This window comes from Peptoclostridium litorale DSM 5388 (genome assembly GCF_900141635.1).
GTDB classification, from domain to species: domain Bacteria; phylum Bacillota; class Clostridia; order Peptostreptococcales; family Peptostreptococcaceae; genus Peptoclostridium; species Peptoclostridium litorale.
The window spans coordinates 13,976-36,743 of sequence record NZ_FSRH01000014.1 but is presented as its reverse complement, the minus strand read 5'-3'; the positions used below and the strand labels follow the sequence as shown (position 1 = coordinate 36,743).

Here is a 22,768-nt window from a genome sequence, read left to right as displayed (position 1 = left end):
TGTGGGCAGGTCAAAATCATATGGATGATCGATTGTACGATGCATCAAAATGGAGAGATAATATGGATGATATAATAAGAGTTGAAAATGTTGAGTTTGAATATTCGAAAGAAGAAGAGACCCTAAAGGCGCTTGACGGGATAAGCCTCGATGTAAAAAAAGGTGAATTTGCAGTCATAATAGGCCATAACGGCTCAGGAAAATCGACGCTGGCAAAGCACCTCAATGCCATACTGCGCCCTACGAGAGGAAAGGTAATAGTAAAGGGCATGGACACCGGCGAAGAAAGCAGGCTCTGGGACATAAGGCAGACTGCGGGAATGGTATTCCAAAACCCGGACAACCAGCTTGTGGCTACAGTAGTTGAGGAAGACGTCGCGTTTGGCCCTGAAAACCTGGGAATAGAGCCGAGAGAGATAAGGAAAAGGGTTGATGATGCCCTTAATGCAGTAGACATGTACGAATACAGAAAAAAAGGGCCGCACCTGCTTTCTGGAGGACAAAAGCAAAGGGTGGCAATAGCGGGAGTCATAGCAATGAAGCCTGACTGCATAATATTTGACGAATCGACAGCCATGCTCGATCCTTCAGGCAGAAGAGAGGTAATAAGCACCATAAAAAGGCTAAATAAAGAAGACGGAATAACCATAATACACATAACGCACTTCATGGAAGAGGCAGTGGATGCGGACAGGCTGTTTGTAATGGAGGCCGGAAGGCTTGTAATGCAGGGGCATCCAAGGGAGATATTTGTCCAGGTTGAAAAGCTTAAAGAGCTTGGGCTTGACGTTCCACAGATGACGGAACTTGCATATGAGCTTAAAAAGTGTGGAATAGATATGGATTCAAATATATTAACTGTAGATGAGATGGTGAATAGCTTATGTCGATAATAGTAAAAGATCTTGTGCACATTTACAATCCCAAAAGCCCCTTTGAAAGCAGGGCTCTTGACGGAGTGAATATTGAAATAAAAAAAGGCGAGTTCATAGGGCTCATAGGACATACGGGATCAGGCAAGTCTACCCTTGTACAGCATCTTAACGGCCTCTTAAAGCCTACATCTGGAAAGATAATAATAAACGATCTTGACATAACGGGAGAAGGCGTCAGCCTTACTAGCATAAGGAAAAAGGTGGGCCTTGTATTCCAATACCCAGAATATCAGATATTCGAGGAAACCATATACAAAGATATAGCTTTTGGTCCGTCAAATCTTGGAATGTCAGAAGATGAAATTCACGAAAGGATAAAGGAATCAATGGAGATAGTCGGGCTTGACTTTGAGCGGCTGAAAGACAGGTCGCCTTTTGACCTTTCGGGAGGGCAAAGAAGAAGGGTGGCAATAGCGGGAGTTATAGCAATGAAGCCTGAAGTGCTAATACTTGACGAGCCTACTGCAGGTCTTGATCCAAAAGGAAGAGACGATATACTCGCCCAGATAAAGCAGCTGCACTCAAAATATGGGATAACAATAATAATAGTGTCGCACAGCATGGAGGACATGGCCAAGCTTGCAGACAGGCTTATAGTCATGAACAGAGGAAAGGCTGAAATAGAGGGAACTCCAAGGGAGGTCTTCAGACATGAAGACAGGCTCAAGGGCATAGGGCTGGGGGTGCCTTCAGTTTTAGAACTTGTCAAAAAGCTAAGGGCAAAAGGATTTGGCATAAGGGAAGACATAATAACAATAGAAGAGGCGAAGTCTGAAATACTAAAATACATTAAGGAGAACAAAAAATGTTAAAGGACATAACAATTGGACAGTACTACCCATGTGACTCCATAATACACAGACTTGACCCGAGAGTAAAAATAGCAGGTACGTTTGCATTCATGGCATCCCTTTTCATAATAGACTCATTTGTGCCATACGCGCTCATAATACTATTCCTAGGGGGAGTAATAGGAATGTCCAAGATACCTGCAGGGTACGTGATTAAAGGATTAAAGCCGCTTATTCCGATACTTGTGCTTACTCTCGTCATAAACATGTTCTTGACTCCGGGAGAGCTTATATGGAGCATGGGTCCGCTAAAGCTCACAAGCGAAGGGCTAAGGCAGGGTGTATTCATGGTTGTAAGGCTGATATTTCTTATAATAGGAACTTCCATACTTACTCTTGCGACATCGCCCATACAGCTTACAGATGGGATAGAGATGCTGCTTAATCCATTTAAAAAGATAGGGGTTCCGGCTCATGAATTGGCGATGATGATGACAATAGCACTAAGATTCATACCGACTCTGCTAGACGAGACTGACAAGATAATGAAGGCTCAAATGGCAAGGGGAGCAGACTTTGAAAGCAAAAACCTTATGCGCAGAGCCAAAAACCTAGTGCCGCTTCTAGTGCCGCTTTTCATAAGCGCATTTAGAAGGGCTGATGAGCTGGCAATGGCAATGGAAGCCAGATGCTACAGAGGCGGCGAAAACAGAACCAGAATGAAACAGATAAGAATGGAAAAAAGGGACTATATATCATATGGTATAATGTCAATATACATGGCAGGCATAGTAGCTTCAAGGTGGATTATCTAAATGGAATATAAGTGTGGAGTTTTATATTGAAGGTGATGAACGTGAAAAATATTAAAATGATAATAGAATACAAGGGGACGAGATATTCCGGCTGGCAGAGGCAGACAAACGCCCCTACAGTGCAGGGAGAGATTGAAAAAGTCCTCTACAAAGTGACAGGGCAAAAAATAAGCGTAAATGGAAGCTCGAGAACTGACGCAGGGGTGCATGCATGCGGCAAGTGCATAAATTTCAGGGCGGATATAAGCATACCGGTTGAAAGGCTTCCATTTGCATTAAATGCACATCTACCAAAGGATATAGCTGTAATAGATGCACAGCTTGCACATATAGATTTTCATTCGAGATATCATGCCAAAGGGAAAAAATATGTATACAACATATACAATAGAAGATTTCCATCCCCTATCCACATGGACTACTGTTGGCATGTAGCAAAAAAACTCGATGTGCAAAGGATGAGAGAGGCTGCGCAATATATAATAGGGTCACATGATTTTGGAGCATTTAAGTCGACGGGAGCGTCGAATCCAAGCGATGTCAGAACAGTATACACAATAGAGTTCATTGAGAATGATGACATGATATCTATGGAGATAAGCGGGAAGAGTTTTTTGTACAATATGGTGAGGATAATAATGGGCACTCTTGTGGACGTAGGGCTTGGAAAAAAGAATCCGGAGGAGATAAAGGATATAATACTTTCGAAGGACAGAAAAAATGCCGGGAAAACAGCGCCTGCAAACGGTCTAATGCTTAAAGAGGTATACTATTAAACAGGGCAAAAAATAAAGCTGCAAAAAAAGAATTTATATACTTGACACCTCATATGTCATGTATTAAAATTATAAGGTATGTTAATATAATAGACCACTGCCCCGGAATATTATATATACTATATACGGATATATAACTTTCGAAATAAAAGTTTTTTAAAGAAACTCAGTAAGGAGGGACATGTATGAAATCATATATAGCTAAGCCAAGCGAAGTTCAAAGAAAATGGTATGTAGTTGACGCAGAAGGAAAAACTCTTGGACGTCTAACTTCTGAAATAGCAAAAGTACTTATGGGTAAGCATAAGCCAACATATACACCACATGTTGACGGAGGAGACTTTGTAATAGTTTTAAATGCAGCTAAAGTTAAGCTTACAGGAAAGAAGCTTGACCAAAAACTTTACAGATACCACACAGGATACGTTGGAAATCTTGTAGAGATCCCATACAGAAGACTTATGGATGAAAAACCAGAAGAGGTTATAAACCATGCTGTAAACGGAATGCTTCCAAAGAACAAACTTAGAAGCAGAATGATGAAGAGACTTAGAGTATTCGCTGGAGATGTTCACGGCCACGACGCTCAAAATCCAGAAGTTTTAGACATATAGTCAGTATTTTCAAGTAAGAAGGGAGGATTTTCACATGGCAAATGTACAATTCTACGGAACTGGAAGAAGAAAGCACGCTGTTGCTAGAGTAAGACTTGTTCCTGGAGAAGGAAAAGTAGTTATAAATAAAAGAGATATGGATGAATATTTCGACTATGAAACTCTTAAGAGAGACGTTATGCAACCTATAGTTATGACAGGCACAGAAGGCAAATATGACATATTTGTTAAGGTTGAAGGTGGCGGATTCACAGGCCAGGCGGGAGCTATAAGACATGGTATATCAAGAGCTCTTATAAAGGCTGATGAAGAGCTTAGAGGAACTCTTAAGAAGGCTGGATTCCTTACAAGAGACTCAAGAATGAAGGAAAGAAAGAAATACGGACTTAAGGCTGCAAGAAGAGCGCCTCAGTTCTCAAAGAGATAATATCGATTTCAAAAAAGACCTTGTTGTTTTCAAGGTCTTTTTTTTTATGCTTTTTAGATAAAAATTGCAATATTTATTATATAATAAATATTGTATTGTTTTATTGACAATATATATGCGCAGTGGATACGATTGTGGATAATGTGAATAACGACTCTCACACGTTTGAATCAGTCTGGTGAAGAGCTGTTCAAATGAATAGATATCCACAGAACAATACATGGTTATCAACAAAAAAGTGATATGTTTTGGTGATTGAAATTTTGCAGATGTTTTAAAAGCAAACTGAAACTATAGATTTGGAGGATAAAATGAAAGGAAAACTTTTTGTAATAGAATCAGGAACAGATTCCAGCGGAAAGGCCACCCAGACTGCAAGGCTGTATGAAAGACTTAAGGCGGAAGGGCTAAACGTGAAAAAGGTTGAATATCCAAACTATAAAAGCGAATCGTCATCTCTCATAAAAATGTATTTGAGGGGGGAGTTCGGAGAAAAAGCTGAGGATGTCAACTATTATGCGGCATCGGCCTTTTATGCTGTGGACAGGTATGCTTCGTACCAGAAAGAATGGAGAAGCTTTTATGAAGACGGAGGCATAATAATTGCAGACAGGTACACCACGTCTAACATGGTGCATCAGGCTTCGAAGATAGAAAGCAAAAGCGAAAAGATTGAGTATGTTGACTGGCTCTTGGACTTTGAATTCAAAAGATTTGAACTTCCAAAGCCGGATGGGGTGATATTCCTCAACATGCCTCCGCAAAAGAGCATGAGCCTTATGAAAGACAGGAAAAACAAGTTTACGGGAGAGACTGAAAAAGATATACATGAAAAGGACAGAGAATATCTTATAAAGACTTATGAAAACGCGCTGTGGATTGCAAACAGGTATGGCTGGATAAACGTTGAATGCATGCAAGAGGGCCAGCTTAAAAGCATAGAGGAAATACACGAGCATATATACCAGGAGATAATTGGCAGAGTCAAATAGATAGTGTGATATAATGGATGTATATTGTTTAAAAAGAATGAGGAAATGAGGAATTAAATGGGTTTTGAAATGATTTTGGGCCAGGAATCGGCAAAGCGCTTTATACAAAACTCCATAGAAAAGGAAAGGGTAAGCCATGCATATTTGTTTGAAGGCCCTTCTGGAATAGGAAAGAAGACATTTGCAATTGAATTTGCAAAGCTGCTGACGGGAGACAAAAGCATAGAAAATTCACCGGACATATCTCTACTATATCCGGATGGGTCGTCTTTCAAGATAAGCCAGATAAGGCAGATGTGCCAGGATATAATTATAAGGCCGTACGGGTCTAAAAAGGTGTATATACTGGATGAGGCGGACAAGATGACACTACAGGCTCAAAACAGCCTCTTAAAGTCACTTGAAGAGCCACCGCCATATTCTGTAATAATACTCCTTGCAAAGAGCGGTTCAATGCTGCTTCCGACAATAATTTCAAGGTGTGAGAGAGTGAAGTTTTCTCCGCTTGCTCCGGCGCATATACAAAAATACCTTGTGGAAAACAAGGGGATTTCATGCGAAAGGGCCCATGTACTTGCGGCATTTTCAAAGGGAATACTCTCAAGGGCTTTAAACCTTATTGAATCCGAGGAATTTGGCATATTGAGGGAAAAAAGTGAAAAGCTAATAGAGGTTCTCCTTTCGGGAAGCGCCGTGGATACCATTTCAGCCCTGTCGTATATAGAAAAGCACAGAGAACAGGTGGACGAAATAATAGATACTTCAGTGGCATATTTCAGGGATATAATGATAAGCCTTAAATGCAGTGACTTGGATATGCTTATAAACAGTGACAGAAAAGAGTTCATAGAGAAAATGGCAGAAAAGCTTTCGTTTTTTCAGATTGCAAGGATTATAGAAATAATGGAAGAAAGCAGGCAGAAGTTGAGGAGCAACTGCAATTTCAGCATTACCATGCAGGTTATGTTTGTTAATATACAAGAGGTGATAAGATGATAAAAGTTGTAGGAGTGAGGTTTAAAAAGGCAGGCAAGATATACTATTTTGACCCGCAGGATTTTAAGCCGGGCATTATGGACAGTGTAATAGTAGAAACTGTGAGAGGGCTTGAATTCGGAACCATTGCAGTTGGAATAAAAGAAGTTTCAAAGGAAGAGATAGTTTCATCGCTCAAGCCTATAATAAGAATTGCAACGGATGAAGATCTGATGGCAAACAGTCAGAACAAGGAAGACGCAAAGAAAGCTTTTGATGTGTGTTGCGAAAAGATACAAAAACATGAACTGGACATGTACCTTATAGATTCAGAATACACATTTGACAGAAACAAGCTAATATTCTATTTTACAGCAGATGGAAGAGTTGATTTTCGTGAGCTTGTAAAGGACCTTGCCGCTGTATTCAAGACGAGGATAGAACTGAGGCAGATAGGTGTAAGGGACGAGGCAAAATCCATAGGAGGGCTTGGATGCTGTGGAAGACCTCTTTGCTGCAGCACTTGGCTTGGAGATTTCCAGCCGGTTTCAATAAAAATGGCCAAAGACCAGAACCTTTCGCTCAATCCTACAAAGATATCTGGAGTGTGCGGAAGACTTTTTTGCTGCCTCAACTACGAGCACAGTACCTACGAAAACCTTATAGATAAGATGCCTCCCGTAAACTCAAAGGTTATAACGCCGCTTGGAAAAGGCATAGTAGTCTCTACAGAGCTCATAAAGGAGGAGCTAAGCGTTTCGGTTGAAGGCGAAGACGATATAAAGAAATTTTATATACACGAGGTAAAAGTGATAGAAAAGGCTAAAAGAGGTAAATTAAAAAGCGAAGAAAAGATGGACAGGAAGCTTGAAAAGGAACTTAGAAAACTTGAAAAAGACAAATAAAAAACAAAAACCTAAGCCGAATTCGGCTTAGGTTTTTATTTTAACTCCTTGAGGCCTTAATGGCGAGAAGTATAAATCCTCCGCCATAAAAAGCAAGTGTCAAGGCCATGAATATCATAGTTTTAGCTGGCATTCGTATTTTCACCACCCTTTTCATGGGCCTTTACAAATCTTGAGTTCACTCCCTTTATTATTAAAATTGCTATAGTTATCTGGATGATTATTGTTCCCGCCGAATATGTCTCAAATGGTGAATACCATGTGTCAGGATACCATGATATGGACTGGTATATCCACCATATGAAAACTATTGAAAACAGTGCCGGGAATATATATATGCAGTAGCTCCACCATTTTCCTATATATATGTCCGCCCATGGTCCGTTTATAATATCTGTTCTCGCCTTTTCCACTCCGTACTTGAACAGTGCATATGCACAGAAAAGTCCTGATATAAGAAGGGCAACTCCCCAGACCATGTCCTGGTTGTTTAGAAATTCTATATTGTATGCTGAAGGGATTCCCACTAGAAATCCTGCGATCCCAACGATTATTGAAGCCTTTTGTCTTGTCTTTCCAGTGTCCATTAGTATCTTGGTGCAAACCTCAAGCATGGCAATGAGTGAAGAAAGAGCCGATATCGCCATTGCGAAGAAGAAAAGCGAGGCTAGAAGCTGCCCCCCTCCCATGGTAGGGAATAGGCTTGCAAGATATATGAATGTAAGTCCCGTATTTCCAGATGTAAAAGCCTCCTGAGCTCCCGCGAGGCTGCCTGAAAGAGCGAATATGGTAGGTATTATCGCCATTGCGGCAAGTATCGAGGCCATGTTGTTTCCAAAGCCCGTAAGGAAGCTGTTAAGGCCTATGTCAGAATCACTTGAAGTATATGACGAATAAGTTATTATAAAGCCCCATCCGGCGCCTGTGGACCATGCCGACTGGGTGAAGGCTTCAAGCCATATCTTTCCGCTCAAAAGCTGAGAGAAATCTGGAGTGAAAAGGTATTTGTAGCCCTCGACCGCGTTTGGAAGAAATGCCGCCCTTACAGCTATGAATAATAATATCAGGAAAAGACTCGGTATTAGCATCTTACATGTCTTTTCTATTCCGCCTGTAACACCCCTGTATATTACGAATACAGCTATTCCTATGGAAACAAGGTGAAGCGATATAGTCTGGGCCGGAGAATTTATAAAAGACTCCCATATCTTCATTGTATCATTTACAGAGGTTGTGGAATTGAAGCCTCCGGATACAGCTGTCATGAAGTATTTCAGACACCACCCCATTACCACCGAATAATATGACATTATAGCAAAACACACGAATGCAATAAATGCGCCCATCCACGCATAGTTTTTGCCTACGAACTTCTTAAAAGAGCCTATTGTTCCAGCTTTGCTCTGCTTGCCTATTACCATCTCCGCCATCAATAGAGGTATCGACCAAATCAAAAGCGCAACAGTCCAGGCTATTATGAAAGCGCCTCCGCCGTTGTTTGCGGCAACCCTTGGGAAACGCCATATGTTACCTGTACCGATAGCCATTCCTATTGTAGCAGCTATGAATCCCCAACGGCTAGACCACTTTTCACCGCCCTGGGCATTTGAAGAATTACTCAATAAAACCACCTTCTTTTCAATTGTATTTTAATATAGATATGTGTCATGCATTAAATTTGAAATGCATAAAAGACATAAGAATTGACGGGCGCAGTAAAACTGCAATATAAATAGAGGAGCAGCAAAAAATGCAGCCCAACGTATTTAACAAAACCCGGTTAAAAAAATATCACGAAATAGGGAATGTATTCGACAAGAAATAAGCGTATAGAAAGGCTATTCCACGGAAAAAACACTTCATAAGACTATTATATCAAAAAAAATTATTAAATTCAAAAATAAAAAAATTTTAGTATATATAAAAAATATAGAAAGCGGTGCTTTGAGGTGTTGAATATTGACGGTAAATAGAATTATGGCATAGCATATAATGAAAGGGTGCGGGATTAGATTGGCAAGAATATTAAAAAAAACAGGGCTTACATGCAGGGAATATATTGTTTTAAAAATAACGGAAACTGAAACTATAGAGACTTATGCCCAAATAGATTATAAAAAAGTTGAAACTTAAATGAAACTAATTTAAAATTTAAAATAGAGTGTATACATTATTTATGAAATGGAGTAGGTATTTTTTATGGAAGTAATTATAAAGCAGGGCGAGAGAATAGACGACCTTCAGGTCAACGGCCTGAGGATAATACAAGATACGAACGGGTTTTGCTTTGGAATGGATGCTGTGCTTCTTGCGAACTTTACAAAGGTAAATTCAAAGTCCAAGGTTGTGGACCTTGGTACGGGAACGGGAATAATACCAATACTAATAGCAGGGAAGAGCAGCGCAAAGGAGGTCACAGGAGTCGAAATACAAGACGAGGTGGCCGAGATGGCACAAAGGTCAGTGAGGCTGAATGGACTTGAAGACAGGGTGAGAATAGTAAACGAGGACATGAAGGAGATATTCAAACACCTCCAGGTCAATTCGTATAATGTGGTTACATCAAACCCTCCTTACATGCATCCAGACGGTATAAAAAATCCAAACGATAAAAAGGCCATATCAAGGCATGAAATAGCCTGCGGCCTTGAGGATGTAATATTCACCGCATCAAGGCTTTTGATGAGCGGGGGCAAATTTTTCATGGTTCACAGGCCCACAAGACTTGCGGACATAATGTGCAAGGCAAGAAAGCACAAGCTGGAGCCGAAGGTCATAAAATTCATACATCCAAGTGCGGGAAAAAGTCCCAACATGGTGCTTATACAGTGTACAAAAGGTGGAAAGCCCGAACTTAAGATAATGGAGCCTCTGTATGTATACAATGAAGATGGAAATTACACTGATGCGATAAAAGAAATATATTCGAGCGAGAAAATAGGGGCGATATAATATGAATGGAACACTGTATGTTTGTGCAACTCCAATAGGAAACCTTGAAGACATAACAATAAGGACTATAAACGTGCTTAAAAGCGTAGACTTCATAGCGGCGGAGGACACGAGAAGGACTCTCGGGCTTTTGAACCACTATGAAATATCAAAGCCGCTTGTCAGTTATCATGAACACAACAAAAACACAAGAGGGCCCGAAATAATAGAAAGACTGCGAGAAGGGCAAAGCGCTGCAGTTGTTTCAGATGCGGGAATGCCTGGGATATCAGACCCGGGAGAGGATATTGTAAAACTGGCGATAGACGAGGGGATAAGGGTTGAGGTTCTTCCGGGGCCTAGCGCATTTGTTACGGCACTTGTGGCGTCGGGCCTTCCAGCGGGAAGATTCATGTTTTTTGGATTTTTGGGAAGGGACAAAAAAGAAAGGCGAAAGCAGCTTGAGAGTATTTCCAGGGAAAAGTGCACAATAATATTCTATGAAGCTCCGCACAGGCTTTTGGGAATGCTCGAATCGTGTCTTGAGATTCTGGGAAACAGAAAGATTTCTGTTGCAAGGGAGATTACAAAGCTATATGAAGAGACAATAAGAGGCGACATTCAGCATTGCATAGACCACTTCAAAAATTCAAAGCCAAGAGGAGAATTTGTGGTTGTTATAGAGGGATCCTCGTATGATGCAGAATATGAAGCAGAGCATGAAATGGAAGGGATGACAAGCAGGGAATGCGTTATAAGCCTTATGGAAAAAGAGGGCCTGAGCAAAAAGGATGCCATAAAAAAGACGGCAAAGCTTAAGAAGGTCCATAAAAACGAAGTATACAAGGAAACTTTGGACATATAAATATACTGTATATAAAGCCGAATTCATTTTTCAATAAAAAAAAGGCGGACAATTTTGTCCGCCTTTTGAAATGTTCAAATATATTATTAAAGATTTGCTATTGTGTTTAGGCACTCAGGACAGATGTTTTTGCCCTGGTAAACCTTTATGTCCTTTGCATTTCCGCAGAATATGCATGCAGGCTCGTATTTTTTAAGGATTATAGACTCACCGTCAACATAAATTTCAAGAGCATCCTTTTCAGCAATTGAAAGATTTCTTCTAAGCTCTATTGGGATTACTATTCTACCTAGTTCATCGACTTTCCTTACAACACCTGTAGATTTCAAATTAAAGCCCCCCTATCAAAATTATAAATACATTTTTCGACAAATTTCATCTAATAAAATAATAACAGTGCTGGGAATAAAAGTCAACATTATTTTTGAAATTTGGCATAAAAAATTGTGCCACTAGAGGACTGTGAGGGTATTTACTTTTTTGGGAAATGCAAAAAGACGGGTATTTAAGGCGTCCCGTCTTTTTGCTGAAAAATATATTCTAGTGAAAATTATAAATATATTTACTGTGGCGTTTTAATTTCGCTGAGCATATGACTTTTCAAAAGCCAGAGTTTTTCTGAAAGGTCAACCTTGTACGACTCTGGAGATGTTATCCTCTTGTACTGAGGCCATAAAGTCTGAAGCTCATCCTTGCAGAACTGCCTTATTTCCATTACGCTTTTTTGCTCATGTACGCATTTTCCGCCTATGAAAAGGGGTTTTAAAAGTTCTTTTACGCGATAGTTTGTAAAAGTTTTTTTCTTCCAGTTGTATACAGGGTGGAATATCGTAAGGGGCTCCCTTCCGTCTATTTTCTCATCGTCAAGGGCTATAACGTCGGCTTCGGCCATATTATTGCTTCCATATATCCTTAAAACCTTTTTATATCCAGGGTTGTTTATCTTTTCAGGATCTTCAGATATCTTTATTTTAGGAACCAGATGTCCGTCTTCTTGGGCGGCGCTGAGCTTGTACACTCCACCAAGAGAGGGCCAGTCGCTTGAAGTTATGAGCTTTGTTCCGACGCCCCATGAATTTATTTTAGCTCCTAGGTTTTTAAGTTCGAGTATCTTGTATTCATTCAAGTCGTTGGAAGCGGTTATGGATACGTTTTCATATCCCGCAGCTGAAAGCATTGAGTGCGCTTTTTTGGAAAGATAAGCAAGGTCGCCCGAGTCTATTCTTATTCCAAGGGGATTGTATCCCTTTGCGCTTATTTCGTCAAAAACACGGATTGCATTTGGGACACCGCTGCCAAGTACGTCATAAGTGTCCACTAGGAGAAGGGCTTTTTCAGGATAAGACTTTGCATATGCCGCGAATGCTTCGTATTCGGAATTGAATTTTTGAACCCAGCTGTGGGCGTGAGTGCCTACAACGGGAATGTCAAACATCTTTCCAGCGAGCACGTTTGCAGTTCCTGTGCATCCCCCTATTACGGCCGCCCTTGCACCGTAGATTCCAGCATCAGGCCCTTGGGCCCTTCTAAGTCCGAATTCGAGCACAGGGTCTCCCTGGGCTGCGTTGCACACTCTTGAAGCCTTTGTGGCTATCAGGGACTGGAAGTTTATTATGTTCAGAAGAGTCGTCTCTATAAGCTGGGCCTCGAATATAGGGGCCTTGACTCTCACTATGGGCTCGTTTGGGAACATGAAAGTTCCCTCCTCCACTGAATATATGTCTCCAGTGAACTCGAAGTTTTTTAGCATTTGAAGAAACTCGTCAGAAAAAACTCCCAGACTCTTTAGATACTGTATGTCGTCATCTTCAAATTTGAGGTTTTTTATGTAGTCCACAAGCTGCTCTATTCCGCACACTATAGTATACCCGCCGGCAGACGGATTTTGCCTGAAGAACATGTCAAATACCACAACGTCTTCGTGAAGCCCTTCGTTAAGGTATCCGTTCATCATAGTAAGCTGATAAAGATCTGTAAGCAGGGTTAGATTTCTCATAATTACCGTCCTTTTTAAAATTTATGAAAGTGCATAATTTTTTTATTTCTATGTTAATACTATGTCATCAAGACAATTATAACATAAAAAAAGTAAATTTTAAGAGGTTAAGGGATTAAGTATTTTATTAACAAAGGACAGCTATACAACCCTGTATTCCCTTATCCACTCCTTTTTTAGCTCCCATATCGCAGCCTGCATTGGATGGGGGATTACGCCTGATTTTTTTATTTCGGAGTCGAACCTGAAGAGCTTCTGCCAGCTCTTTTGTATTTTTGATTTGAACTGGGGGTAAAATGGAGTTAAAAAAACTTCCGATTCGTGCCTTATACCGTATTTTTCAAGCTCTTTCATGTGAGAGAGTTTTTCGGACTTGCTGTTTTCTATATATCCCATGTTGAGGACTTTGTTCCAGTCTCCCTTGTCGAAAAACACTGTACTTTCAAGCGGAACCTCAAGCACCATGAAATAGTCACCCAAAAAGCCTTCTGCTATTTTGGGGTCCGTGAACACCCATACAGCATATTCCGCTCCCTCTGGCCTTGGGGATATTTTTTCGGCGTTTGATACGAACCAGTTGTATGCGTGCAGGAACACCTTAGCTGACTCCTGGTATTTTTGGGTTATGAACTCCTTTTTCACATGGTACACCCCTTTTGACTGTATGGTCTGCCAGACTATGGGACGTTGGCAGGCGTAAAGCGTCACCGTTTTATTTTGAGCTCGCATCCATATCATCCTCGCTTTCTATGATTTTTGTGATCCATTCGCTCCTTATCTCCCAAAGAGTAGCCACAGTGAGGTCGGAAAGCTTGAAGGCATCGTCAAATAGGCCCTCCCAGCTTTTTTCGACTTTAGATCTTAAAAACGGGTGGTAGTTGTTGAGGAAAATGGAGGCCTCGTTTGATATCCCATATCTTTTGAGTTCCATTTCGTGATTTTCCTTGTCATTGTCGTCTCTTGGAAGGTACCAGAAGTTCACTATATAGCTCCATTTGTCCATGTCGAATATGAGGGCCTTTTCACTGTCAACTTCGACCTCTAGTATTACATTGTCCTCTGTCAGCCTCATTCCGAATTCCTCGCATGTCGAAAGCCATATGGGATACTGGGAGCCTTCGGGCATGGGAACCAGGGTCTTGGCCTTTTGGACATACCAGTTGTACGCCTTGAGCACGACATCGGTGCATGCGCCGAATTTTTGCTGTATCACGTCCTTTTTGGCATAGTAAACTCCATCTCTTTCGAGAATTTCTAGTATTGCCCTGTTTTGTCTTGTCCAAAGCTTTATCTTAGGCAAAGCAATCAGCCTCCTTTGTAATCGTGATTGTGAAACTCCTGTTAATGATGACGATACCATAAAGAGAAAATCCCATCAAATTCTATGTTTTACAGATATAAAGACGCCGCAGTAAAAAGCATCATATTGCTGATAATGTTATTATATATGCCCCGAATCATAATTGCTTACCGTATATCAATACATTTTTAACTTCATCACATATATTTTGGCGATGCAATAGAATTATTATGGCAAATGTAACTGCATAGTGATATACAACATATGTAAACCTGTATTCCACGATATTGTCAACACTGGTGCTCGGCGTCCTGCTAATTGCCCAGGGGAAGGTGAAGGAACTTCGAAAATACGGAAAAAGGGAATACGGCTCTATGCATGTGTTGGGATTTTTGGGCAATTATCTCTATTATGTGCTTCTTTACGGCGCACTCAGCATGACTACGGCTTCCGAAGGTTTTATTCTTGCATATACGTGGCCTATACTTGTCCTTGTCTTGGCGTTTGTAATACTGAAAGAAAAGGTGGCACAGAGAAAAATCATAGGTGTATGTATAAGTTTCATTGGAATAATTGTAATAACAACCAAGGGAAACCTCGTCCAGCTCAATTTGACAAGTACTGAGGGAGACGCAATGGCTCTGGGTGCTGCATTTGTGTTTGCGCTATTTTCGATAATGGGTAAAAAGTATAATTTCGACAAGACAATAAGCGTATTCATATATTTCTTTGCAGCTTCTTGAAAGAGGAGATACTCATGAGCTCGATTGTAGGACTTATGTTTATAGTGCTGGGGATACTTTCCCAGAATTTGAGATTTAGAGACGGGGGCAAAAACATATAGGATTCTTGTAATACAATATGGTGTTGGATAAGATTCAAAATTACAAAGAGCATACATCAAAGGCATGTGAGGTGTGACCCGGCTGGACCGGTCCCGCTATTCACATGCCTTTTTATATGGTCAATACCACTGTGCAAATACAGCGTAATGAACTTGAAAATAAAGCTTAATTCAAGAATTGCTATTTTCGTAAATTACGCCTGAACTGTGCCGGAGTAATGTCTTCAAAAGACTTGAATACCCGTGTGAGGGCCGAGTTGTGGCTGTAGCCCACCAATTGAGCGATCTGGAGTATGCTGAAGTCAGTATTCAAAAGAAGCTGCTTTGCCCTGTCTATTCGAAGGCTCTGTATATACTCTTTGGCCGATACGGACATGTTTTTCTTGAACCACTCACTGTAATATCCCGTATTATAGTGCTCTATCTTTGCGAGTGTACTTATGTCTATATCTTTTGTGAAGTGATAGTGAATATGTTTTATGGAATCGGGAGTCGTATTTTCAGATATGAACTGATAAAATATATGGTATTATTATATCATATGAAACGGCGGCAAATTCACACAGAAGACAGTATGAACGGAGGATATATTTGAAATATACGGTGTTTTGCGATTTTGACGGGACAATAACATTAAACGACACATGCGTTGAGCTTACAAGGAAGTATGCAAGGGACGGATGGCAGGAAATAGAAAGGCTGTGGAAGGAAGGCAGGTACAGCGCCGCCCAGCTGAGCCAGATGATACTCGACCTTATAGAAATAGACGAACCAGAGCTTGAGAGCTTTGCGAGGAGCATGGAGATAGACCCGAATTTCAAAAGATTCGCCCAGCTCATGGAGAGCAGGGGAGCGGATATTTACATAGTGAGCGACGGATACGACAAGCTCATAGAACCGGTGCTCAGTGAAAACGGGCTGCTGCACATACGGTACTATGCAAACAGCATAGTGTTTGAAAATGGCGGCATGAAGGCATATTTTCCAAACAACAATCCGGACTGCGGTTCCTGTGGAAACTGCAAGACGGATATAATAGACGGGCTGAAAGAGTGCGGATCCACCTCGATATACATAGGTGATGGCTATTCTGACAGGTGCGCGTCTAAAAACGGTGACATAGTGTTTGCGAAGAGGGATCTTGCGGTGCTGCTTGGAAAGCAGGGAAAAGAATTTGTTCCATTCGAAGACTTTTCGGATATAATAAGGTATGTGGATGAAAACATAATGGATATGAAATAACATGCCCATGACATATTGACACTGGGGTAAAAATAATATAACATTTAAATCATAATTTGAAGCAATTTTGAAACAGGCGTTGATGGGAAGAGTAGGCAAAAAAGACCCTCGCAGAGAGCCGGAAAAGGTGAAAGCCGGCAGGGAACTCTATGCTGAACATGGCCCCGGAGCCTTCCATCTGAACTGTGATTAGGGTGGAACGGATTTGGACACGTTAAAGTCCTCGAGAGATGCCCGCACAGAGTTGCAGCGAGGCAGACAGGGTGGTACCGCGAGAACATCAGCTCGCCCCTTCTTTGGGGCGGGCTTTTTTATTTTTTGGACATGAAAACAAGAGGGTAATTAAAGGAGGAAAAATTATGAGCGGAAAGACTTTTTACGTAACTACGCCGATATACTATCCAAGTGGAAAGCTTCACATAGGCCACACATACACTACAGTGGCGGCGGATGCTATATCTAGATTCAAAAGATTTACAGGATATGACGTGAGATTCCTTACAGGAACTGACGAGCACGGACAAAAGATACAAAAGACTGCAGAAGGAAAGGGAATGCAGCCTAAGGAATACCTGGACGGAATGATAGAGGACATAAAGAAGCTTTGGGAGACTATGGAGATATCTTATGACGACTTCATAAGGACTACTGAGGACAGGCACAAGGACGCAGTGCAAAAGATATTCAAAAAGCTTTATGAAAAGGGAGACATATACAAGTCTCATTACGAGGGATGGTACTGCACTCCTTGCGAAAGCTTTTGGACTGAGACTCAGCTGCTTGAAGGAAACAAGTGTCCTGACTGTGGCAGGGAGGCTCAACTTGCAAAGGAAGAGGCGTACTTCTTTAAACTGTCAAACTACAAGGACAGGCTTATAGAGTACTATGAAAAGAATCCTGATTTTTGTTTCCCTGAAGCCAGAAAGAATGAAATGCTAAGCAACTTCCTCAATGAAAACCTTGAAGACCTTTGCGTTTCTAGAACTACATTCGACTGGGGCATAAAGGTTCCATTCGATGAAAAACACGTTGTCTACGTATGGCTTGACGCGCTTTGCAACTATATAACAGCGCTTGGATACATGTCGGATGACGAGAGCCACTTCAATAAATACTGGCCTGCAGACGTTCACATAGTTGGAAAAGAAATAGTGAGATTCCACTCTATAATATGGCCTGCAATACTTATGGCGCTAGATCTTCCTCTTCCAAAGCAGATATTCGGACACGGCTGGATACTGTTTGGAGACGACAAGATGTCAAAGTCAAAGGGCAATATAGTGTATCCTGAACCTCTCATAGAAAGATACGGAATAGACTCGCTTAAATATTTTCTGCTTCGTGAATTTACATTCGGAAAAGACGGAAACTACACTAACAGAAACTTCCTTGGAAGGCTGAATTCAGACCTTGCAAACGACCTTGGAAACCTTGTCAGCAGAACTGTGACTATGATTCAAAAATATAGTGACTCAAAGCTGCCGTCTCCAAAGGCATCTGGAGGATTCCATGACGAGCTTAAGGCGGTTGCAAACGGAGTTCACATAGAGTTTGAAAAGGCCATGAATGCGCTTCAGTTCAGCGATGGGCTCGAAAGCATATGGAAACTTGTAAGAAGGTCAAACAAATATATAGACGAGACAATGCCTTGGGCCCTTGCAAAAGAGGAAGACAAAAAAGATGAGCTTGACACTGTGCTTTACAACCTTGGGGAGGCCATAAGAATGATAGGAGTTCTTATAAGCCCTCTTATGCATGTTACTTCAGGAAAGATATTCGATCAGCTTGGAATAAAGGGACAGGAAGGCATACTAAGCTGGGAGAGCGTAAAGGAATTTGGAAAGATGCCTGAAGGTTCAGTGGTTTCAAAGGGAGAGATACTTTTCCCAAGACTTGACGTGGAAGAAGAGATTAAGGCGCTTGAGGAGATATTTACGCCAAAGGAAGAAGCTGCAAAGCCTATAGAGCACAAGGAAGAGATAACAATAGACGACTTTGCAAAGATAGAGCTTAGAGTGGGAACTATAAAAGAGGCATCTAAGCACCCTAAGGCAGACAAGCTTCTCGTCTTTAAAATACAGGTTGGAAGCGAAGAAAGACAGATAGTTTCCGGAGTAGCAAAATTCTACAAGCCAGAAGAGCTTGAAGGAAAGAACGTGGTAGTGGTTTGTAATCTTAAGCCGGTTAAGCTAAGAGGGGTTGAGTCCCAGGGAATGATACTTGCGGCTTACAATGACGATGACTCGAAGCTTGAGCTTGTATCTGTTTCAGACATAGAAAACGGATGCGAGGTGTCTTAATTGCTTTTTGACACACATGCGCATATAACCGATGAAAAATTCGACTCCGACAGGCAGGAAATTTTAAAGGCAATAGAAGAGAGCAAGGTGGAGTATGTTGTAAACCCGGCCGTTGACATACCATCATCTGTGCAGGCCATAAAGCTTGCAAAGGAAAACAGTTTTGTATACGCTGCAGTTGGGGTTCACCCTCACGAAGCCAAGGACTTTGACGAAGATTCAATAGACGTACTCAGGGAGCTTGCAAAGTCGCAAAAGGTTGTGGCAATAGGCGAGATAGGGCTTGACTACTACTACGATTTTTCGCCAAGGGATATACAAAAGAAGTTTTTCAGGATGCAAATAGAGCTTGCGAACGAGCTGAATCTTCCGATAATAGTCCATGACAGGGATGCACATGCCGATACAATGGAAATTATAAAAAAGTTCAAAAAGGCTGAGACGGGATGCGTGCTTCACTGCTACTCGGGAAGCGCTGAAATGGCTATGGAGTATGTGAAAATGGGCTGCTATATATCGATTGCTGGGCCTGTGACTTTCAAGAACAACAAAAAAGGGGAAGCTGTGGTAAGAGAGGTTCCTATCGAAAGGCTTTTAATAGAGACGGACTCGCCGTATCTTACCCCACATCCTTACAGGGGAAAGAGAAACGATCCTACGAAGGTTGAATACGTGGCTGACAAGATAGCCCAGATAAAGGGAATGTCATATGAAAAGGCTTGCGATATAACAACTGAAAATGCAAAGAATTTTTTTGGAATAGATTAGAATACATGCATTAAAGGCATATAGGACAAATAAAATGAGCGGATGCATTGCAACCGCTCATTTTATTTGTCGTTTTCCTGTTTCGTTATGAATTTTTAATACACTTTAACCTTTTCGGGAGTATATTTTTGGATTATGTCGACTATGCCTTCCTTTTGATCCCCCGGATTTTCAACTATCAGTATAAGCTTGCCCCGTTCGACGTCAAAATTGTTCTTATCTTTGAAATGCCTTGCGTACATCATCACCAAAAGACCTATTATGCTTCCGGAAGCGGCAAATGCTATCACTGTTATTATCACCATGGTAAGGTGAGGCAATGATTTTAAAAGCTCCGTTGAAACACCCAGTGATACCAAAATACCAATGACAAGACCTGTAAACCCGCCCACTTTGGTTGCTATTTTGAAGCCTGTTTTTTTAGTCGCCACAAGATCCTTTTCTTCCTTCGAATACTCCTGCTGTGCGACGGTATAGGCCTTTGCATCCTTAGGGATGTTTTTTCTTACATCGCTTAGGCAGTTGTAAGCCTTTTTGGGTTCGTTGAAAAAAGCTAAAATACTGGGCATATATATCCCCCCCTCGTGTATAAATTATATTTTTATTATTTATACCCACATAAAAATGACATACCCATTGAATGCGGCAAAAAACAAAAATGGTTTGACAAGATTCCAAAAATGAAATAAAATAGACGAGGTTCAGATAAGAGGAGGTGATTTTCATGAAGTCAAGACTTGACATTCTAGAAAAATATAGAAAATATGTAGCTTTGATCGTGTTCATAGTAATGGCTATGGCCATATATGACATGGGGAACAAAAGTGTAAATCTATTTGTGGACGGCAAGGATATGAAAATGTCCACGTCGGCGTATGATGTTAAGAGTCTGCTGGAGCAAAAGAAAATAGAGCTTTCAAAGTACGACCAGGTATCCCCTGGACTTGAAACAACACTTGTAGATGGGACTGTCATAAGAATAGACAGGGCTTTTGAAGTGACTATAAGTGAAAATGGCAAGGAAAGAAAGGTCAAAACTGCAGAAAAGACGGTGGAAGGGCTTTTGAAGCAAGAGGACATGAAGCTTTCAAAGTATGACAAGGTGATCCCAGGTAGAGCGAAGGAGATAAAGCCTGGAGACCAGATAAGCATAACCAAAGTGGACATTCAAAATGTAGAAGTCGTGGAGGATGTGCCATACAGGGTTGAAGTCATATCAGATGACAGCATTGAGGCTGGAAAAAGCGCCATAGTGCAAAAGGGAACAATGGGAAGCAAAAAAGTCGTATATGAAGTGGTGCTTGAGGACGGAACCGAAGTTAAGAGGAGCAAAATAGAAGAGGAGATGATTTCTGAGCCTTCCGAGGAGGTAGTCAAAAAAGGAACTAAAAGTTTTGTCATAACCTCAAGGGGGGAGCACAGGAATTTCAAAAAAGTCATTTCAGTGAGTGCAACGGCATATACTGCTGGATATGAAAGCACAGGAAAAAATCCTGGGGACGCCGAATACGGCATAACAAGAAGCGGAACCAGGGTAAGGCCAGGCGTTGTCGCAGTGGATCCAAATGTAATACCTCTTGGCTCGAAACTTTATATAGAGCCGCTTGGAATAGTTGCAAGCGCAGAGGATACGGGAAGTGCCATAAAGGGAAATAAAATAGACATATATATGGAGAGCTTGAGCGATGCCAGAAGGTTCGGTAGAAAGAACGTGAAGGTTTATATACTAAAATAAACCTTGCCCAAGACTATAAATACTGTTAATATTACTGGGGAAGGCATTATATGCCTTCCATTTCTGTTTTGAAAAATATGCCGCGTGTATTATATAGACGCAGGCTGTAGGGGTAATTGTATAAGAGGTGATACTTTTGATCATAGATGAGATTATAGTGGTAGAAGGCCGGGACGACATATGTGCTGTAAAAAGGGCTGTCGATGCGGAGCTTATAGCAACCGGGGGGTTTGGATTTCCAAGGGGAGTCGAAAAACGAATAGTCCAGGCCGCAAAGCGGAAGGGGATAATAGTTTTTACAGACCCTGACTTTGCGGGCGAGAAGATAAGAAAAAAGGTATCCGACATGGTGCCCGAGTGCAAGCATGCATTCCTTCCTAGGGCTGAGGCAATAAAGGGTGATGACATAGGCATAGAAAACGCATCTGAAGAGAGCATAATAAGAGCCCTTAAAAAGGTAAGGACTGAAAAAAAGGAATCAAGATGTGAATTTAAAAAGACAGACCTTTTGAGTAACGGACTTGAAGGGTCGAGAGAGGCCTCTTTCAAGAGGGATTTCGTGGGAGCACTGCTTGGAATAGGCTACGGCAATGCAAAGCAGTTTTTAAACAGGCTCAACAGATATGGGGTATCAAGAGAGGAATTTGAAGAATCACTTAAAAAGTATCAGGAGGAGTTTAATGGATAGATTATCGTCGCCAAGCGCTACAAAGAGAATAGTGGAAAAACACGGCTTCAAGTTTTCAAAATCACTTGGGCAAAACTTTCTTATAGATTCAAATGTGGTGGACAATATAGTGGAGGGAGCCAATATAGGACCTGAAGATTTCGTTATAGAGGTCGGTCCTGGAATAGGAACACTTACAAGGGAGATAGCAAAGAGGGCTAAGAAGGTGATAGCCGTTGAAATAGACAAAAGCCTTATACCTATACTTGAAAATACGCTTTCAGATCTTGAAAACGTAGAACTGATAAATGAAGACATACTGAAAATGGACGTAAAAAAGGTAATAGATGAAAAGCTTGAGGGCAAGAGGGTGAAGCTAATAGCAAATCTTCCTTATTATATAACAACGCCGATAGTGATGAGGTTTATAGAAGAGGAAATCCCTGTGAGTTCAATAGTGGTAATGATACAAAAAGAGGTCGCTGACAGGATGAACGCTGTACCTTCGACAAAGGATTACGGTTCTCTTTCTGTGGCTGTCCAGTACTACTGCGAGACTGAAATAGTGACAAATGTTCCAAAGACAGTGTTCATACCACAGCCCAAGGTTGATTCGACTGTAATAAGGCTTGACGTTTTGGAGAATCCCAAAATAAAGGTAGTGGACAAGAAGCTGTTTTTCAAGGTCGTAAAAGGAGCTTTTTCAAAGAGGAGAAAGACCATACTTAACTGCCTTGGAAGCTATGACATGGGAGTGTCCAAGGAAGATATAAAGAGAATACTCGAGTCGGCGGGCATAGATCCTGTCAGAAGAGGAGAGACTTTAAGCATAGATGAATTTGCAAGACTTTCGAATGAATTTTACAAATTCATCCGAACGGAGGCTTAAA

26 protein-coding genes and 1 other annotated feature are annotated in these 22,768 nt (G+C 41.2%); of the genes, 19 read left to right on the top strand and 7 right to left on the bottom strand.

Translation table 11 applies throughout. The features are described 5' to 3' along the window. Window positions 1-62 precede the first annotated feature (62 nt). From BUQ87_RS12190 to BUQ87_RS12150, 9 genes are all read left to right on the top strand, one after another. A complete protein-coding gene (locus BUQ87_RS12190) occupies window positions 63-893 on the top strand; it encodes an energy-coupling factor transporter ATPase (RefSeq protein WP_038267267.1) in 831 nt (276 codons plus the stop codon). Next, entirely contained in the window at window positions 884-1,747 is an 864-nt protein-coding gene (locus BUQ87_RS12185; protein WP_038267265.1) for an energy-coupling factor transporter ATPase, read from the top strand. Before BUQ87_RS12190 ends, BUQ87_RS12185 begins: the two co-directional genes overlap by 10 nt. After that, window positions 1,741-2,541: an energy-coupling factor transporter transmembrane component T family protein gene (locus tag BUQ87_RS12180; RefSeq protein ID WP_038267262.1), complete on the top strand. Its 801-nt coding sequence runs from the start codon at window positions 1,741-1,743 to the stop codon at window positions 2,539-2,541. The genes BUQ87_RS12185 and BUQ87_RS12180 overlap by 7 nt, the downstream gene beginning before the upstream one ends. Window positions 2,542-2,576: 35 nt before the next feature. Next, on the top strand, window positions 2,577-3,317 hold the full coding sequence (gene truA / locus BUQ87_RS12175) for a tRNA pseudouridine(38-40) synthase TruA (protein WP_038267457.1): 741 nt from the start codon (window positions 2,577-2,579) through the stop codon (window positions 3,315-3,317). Window positions 3,318-3,502: 185 nt separating this feature from the next. After that, entirely contained in the window at window positions 3,503-3,931 is a 429-nt protein-coding gene (gene rplM, locus BUQ87_RS12170; protein ID WP_038267258.1) for a 50S ribosomal protein L13, read from the top strand. A gap of 34 nt (window positions 3,932-3,965) precedes the next feature. Then, on the top strand, window positions 3,966-4,358 hold the full coding sequence (gene rpsI / locus BUQ87_RS12165; protein ID WP_038267255.1) for a 30S ribosomal protein S9: 393 nt from the start codon (window positions 3,966-3,968) through the stop codon (window positions 4,356-4,358). Between the two features lie 311 nt (window positions 4,359-4,669). Then, window positions 4,670-5,350: a dTMP kinase gene (locus BUQ87_RS12160; RefSeq protein WP_038267252.1), complete on the top strand. Its 681-nt coding sequence runs from the start codon at window positions 4,670-4,672 to the stop codon at window positions 5,348-5,350. 57 nt (window positions 5,351-5,407) lie between these two features. Next, on the top strand, window positions 5,408-6,346 hold the full coding sequence (locus BUQ87_RS12155) for a DNA polymerase III subunit (protein ID WP_038267249.1): 939 nt from the start codon (window positions 5,408-5,410) through the stop codon (window positions 6,344-6,346). After that, the gene (locus tag BUQ87_RS12150) at window positions 6,343-7,230 is read left to right on the top strand and encodes a PSP1 domain-containing protein (protein ID WP_038267247.1); all 888 of its coding nucleotides are present in this window, start codon (window positions 6,343-6,345) and stop codon (window positions 7,228-7,230) included. The genes BUQ87_RS12155 and BUQ87_RS12150 overlap by 4 nt, the downstream gene beginning before the upstream one ends. A gap of 122 nt (window positions 7,231-7,352) precedes the next feature. Here BUQ87_RS12150 and BUQ87_RS12145 read toward each other — a convergent pair whose 3' ends face one another. Next, window positions 7,353-8,852, bottom strand: a complete 1,500-nt coding sequence (locus tag BUQ87_RS12145; RefSeq protein WP_038267245.1) for a sodium-dependent transporter — start codon at window positions 8,850-8,852, stop codon at window positions 7,353-7,355. A gap of 370 nt (window positions 8,853-9,222) precedes the next feature. Between BUQ87_RS12145 and BUQ87_RS15480 the strand changes: the two genes are divergently transcribed. The 3 genes from BUQ87_RS15480 to rsmI all read left to right on the top strand — a co-directional run bounded on the left by BUQ87_RS15480 (window position 9,223) and on the right by rsmI (window position 11,026). Further along, entirely contained in the window at window positions 9,223-9,363 is a 141-nt protein-coding gene (locus tag BUQ87_RS15480; protein ID WP_207647193.1) for a hypothetical protein, read from the top strand. 66 nt (window positions 9,364-9,429) lie between these two features. After that, a complete protein-coding gene (locus BUQ87_RS12140; RefSeq protein WP_038267242.1) occupies window positions 9,430-10,182 on the top strand; it encodes a tRNA1(Val) (adenine(37)-N6)-methyltransferase in 753 nt (250 codons plus the stop codon). Window position 10,183: 1 nt separating this feature from the next. Continuing rightward, window positions 10,184-11,026: a 16S rRNA (cytidine(1402)-2'-O)-methyltransferase gene (rsmI, locus tag BUQ87_RS12135; protein ID WP_038267240.1), complete on the top strand. Its 843-nt coding sequence runs from the start codon at window positions 10,184-10,186 to the stop codon at window positions 11,024-11,026. An 86-nt stretch (window positions 11,027-11,112) separates the two neighbouring features. On the opposite strand, the gene BUQ87_RS12130 is transcribed toward rsmI, so the two are convergent. From BUQ87_RS12130 to BUQ87_RS12115, 4 genes are all read right to left on the bottom strand, one after another. Next, on the bottom strand, window positions 11,113-11,355 hold the full coding sequence (locus tag BUQ87_RS12130; protein ID WP_038267238.1) for an AbrB/MazE/SpoVT family DNA-binding domain-containing protein: 243 nt from the start codon (window positions 11,353-11,355) through the stop codon (window positions 11,113-11,115). A gap of 233 nt (window positions 11,356-11,588) precedes the next feature. Then, window positions 11,589-13,022: a nicotinate phosphoribosyltransferase gene (locus tag BUQ87_RS12125; RefSeq protein ID WP_038267235.1), complete on the bottom strand. Its 1,434-nt coding sequence runs from the start codon at window positions 13,020-13,022 to the stop codon at window positions 11,589-11,591. Window positions 13,023-13,163: 141 nt separating this feature from the next. Next, window positions 13,164-13,751 (bottom strand): DUF3841 domain-containing protein, encoded by a 588-nt coding sequence (locus BUQ87_RS12120; RefSeq protein ID WP_038267233.1) that lies wholly within the window; start codon window positions 13,749-13,751, stop codon window positions 13,164-13,166. Further along, window positions 13,735-14,322 carry a DUF3841 domain-containing protein gene (locus BUQ87_RS12115; RefSeq protein ID WP_052636318.1) on the bottom strand — a complete coding sequence of 196 codons (588 nt, stop codon included), beginning with the start codon at window positions 14,320-14,322 and terminating at the stop codon, window positions 13,735-13,737. Before BUQ87_RS12115 ends, BUQ87_RS12120 begins: the two co-directional genes overlap by 17 nt. A gap of 272 nt (window positions 14,323-14,594) precedes the next feature. On the opposite strand from BUQ87_RS12115, the gene BUQ87_RS12110 reads away from it, so the two are divergent. Beyond that, window positions 14,595-15,065 (top strand): DMT family transporter, encoded by a 471-nt coding sequence (locus BUQ87_RS12110; protein WP_077216627.1) that lies wholly within the window; start codon window positions 14,595-14,597, stop codon window positions 15,063-15,065. Window positions 15,066-15,347: 282 nt separating this feature from the next. Here BUQ87_RS12110 and BUQ87_RS15850 read toward each other — a convergent pair whose 3' ends face one another. Further along, entirely contained in the window at window positions 15,348-15,590 is a 243-nt protein-coding gene (locus tag BUQ87_RS15850; protein ID WP_278309056.1) for a helix-turn-helix transcriptional regulator, read from the bottom strand. A 167-nt stretch (window positions 15,591-15,757) separates the two neighbouring features. Here BUQ87_RS15850 and BUQ87_RS12100 point away from each other — a divergent pair, with 167 nt between their 5' ends. The 3 genes from BUQ87_RS12100 to BUQ87_RS12090 all read left to right on the top strand — a co-directional run bounded on the left by BUQ87_RS12100 (window position 15,758) and on the right by BUQ87_RS12090 (window position 19,476). Continuing rightward, window positions 15,758-16,408 carry an MtnX-like HAD-IB family phosphatase gene (locus tag BUQ87_RS12100; protein ID WP_038267229.1) on the top strand — a complete coding sequence of 217 codons (651 nt, stop codon included), beginning with the start codon at window positions 15,758-15,760 and terminating at the stop codon, window positions 16,406-16,408. Window positions 16,409-16,478: 70 nt separating this feature from the next. Continuing rightward, window positions 16,479-16,704 (top strand) — a binding site (T-box leader). Window positions 16,705-16,767: 63 nt separating this feature from the next. After that, window positions 16,768-18,708 carry a methionine--tRNA ligase gene (gene metG, locus BUQ87_RS12095; RefSeq protein ID WP_038267226.1) on the top strand — a complete coding sequence of 647 codons (1,941 nt, stop codon included), beginning with the start codon at window positions 16,768-16,770 and terminating at the stop codon, window positions 18,706-18,708. After that, on the top strand, window positions 18,709-19,476 hold the full coding sequence (locus BUQ87_RS12090) for a TatD family hydrolase (protein WP_038267223.1): 768 nt from the start codon (window positions 18,709-18,711) through the stop codon (window positions 19,474-19,476). It begins immediately after the preceding gene. Between the two features lie 95 nt (window positions 19,477-19,571). Here BUQ87_RS12090 and BUQ87_RS12085 read toward each other — a convergent pair whose 3' ends face one another. Further along, window positions 19,572-20,045 carry a hypothetical protein gene (locus BUQ87_RS12085; RefSeq protein ID WP_038267220.1) on the bottom strand — a complete coding sequence of 158 codons (474 nt, stop codon included), beginning with the start codon at window positions 20,043-20,045 and terminating at the stop codon, window positions 19,572-19,574. A 155-nt stretch (window positions 20,046-20,200) separates the two neighbouring features. On the opposite strand from BUQ87_RS12085, the gene BUQ87_RS12080 reads away from it, so the two are divergent. The 3 genes from BUQ87_RS12080 to rsmA all read left to right on the top strand — a co-directional run bounded on the left by BUQ87_RS12080 (window position 20,201) and on the right by rsmA (window position 22,767). Further along, complete coding sequence (locus tag BUQ87_RS12080) at window positions 20,201-21,211, top strand: 3D domain-containing protein (RefSeq protein WP_038267218.1); 1,011 nt, start codon at window positions 20,201-20,203, stop codon at window positions 21,209-21,211. A gap of 139 nt (window positions 21,212-21,350) precedes the next feature. Then, window positions 21,351-21,899 carry a ribonuclease M5 gene (rnmV, locus tag BUQ87_RS12075; protein ID WP_038267451.1) on the top strand — a complete coding sequence of 183 codons (549 nt, stop codon included), beginning with the start codon at window positions 21,351-21,353 and terminating at the stop codon, window positions 21,897-21,899. Next, window positions 21,892-22,767: a 16S rRNA (adenine(1518)-N(6)/adenine(1519)-N(6))-dimethyltransferase RsmA gene (rsmA, locus tag BUQ87_RS12070; protein WP_038267215.1), complete on the top strand. Its 876-nt coding sequence runs from the start codon at window positions 21,892-21,894 to the stop codon at window positions 22,765-22,767. The genes rnmV and rsmA overlap by 8 nt, the downstream gene beginning before the upstream one ends. Window position 22,768: the final 1 nt, after the last annotated feature.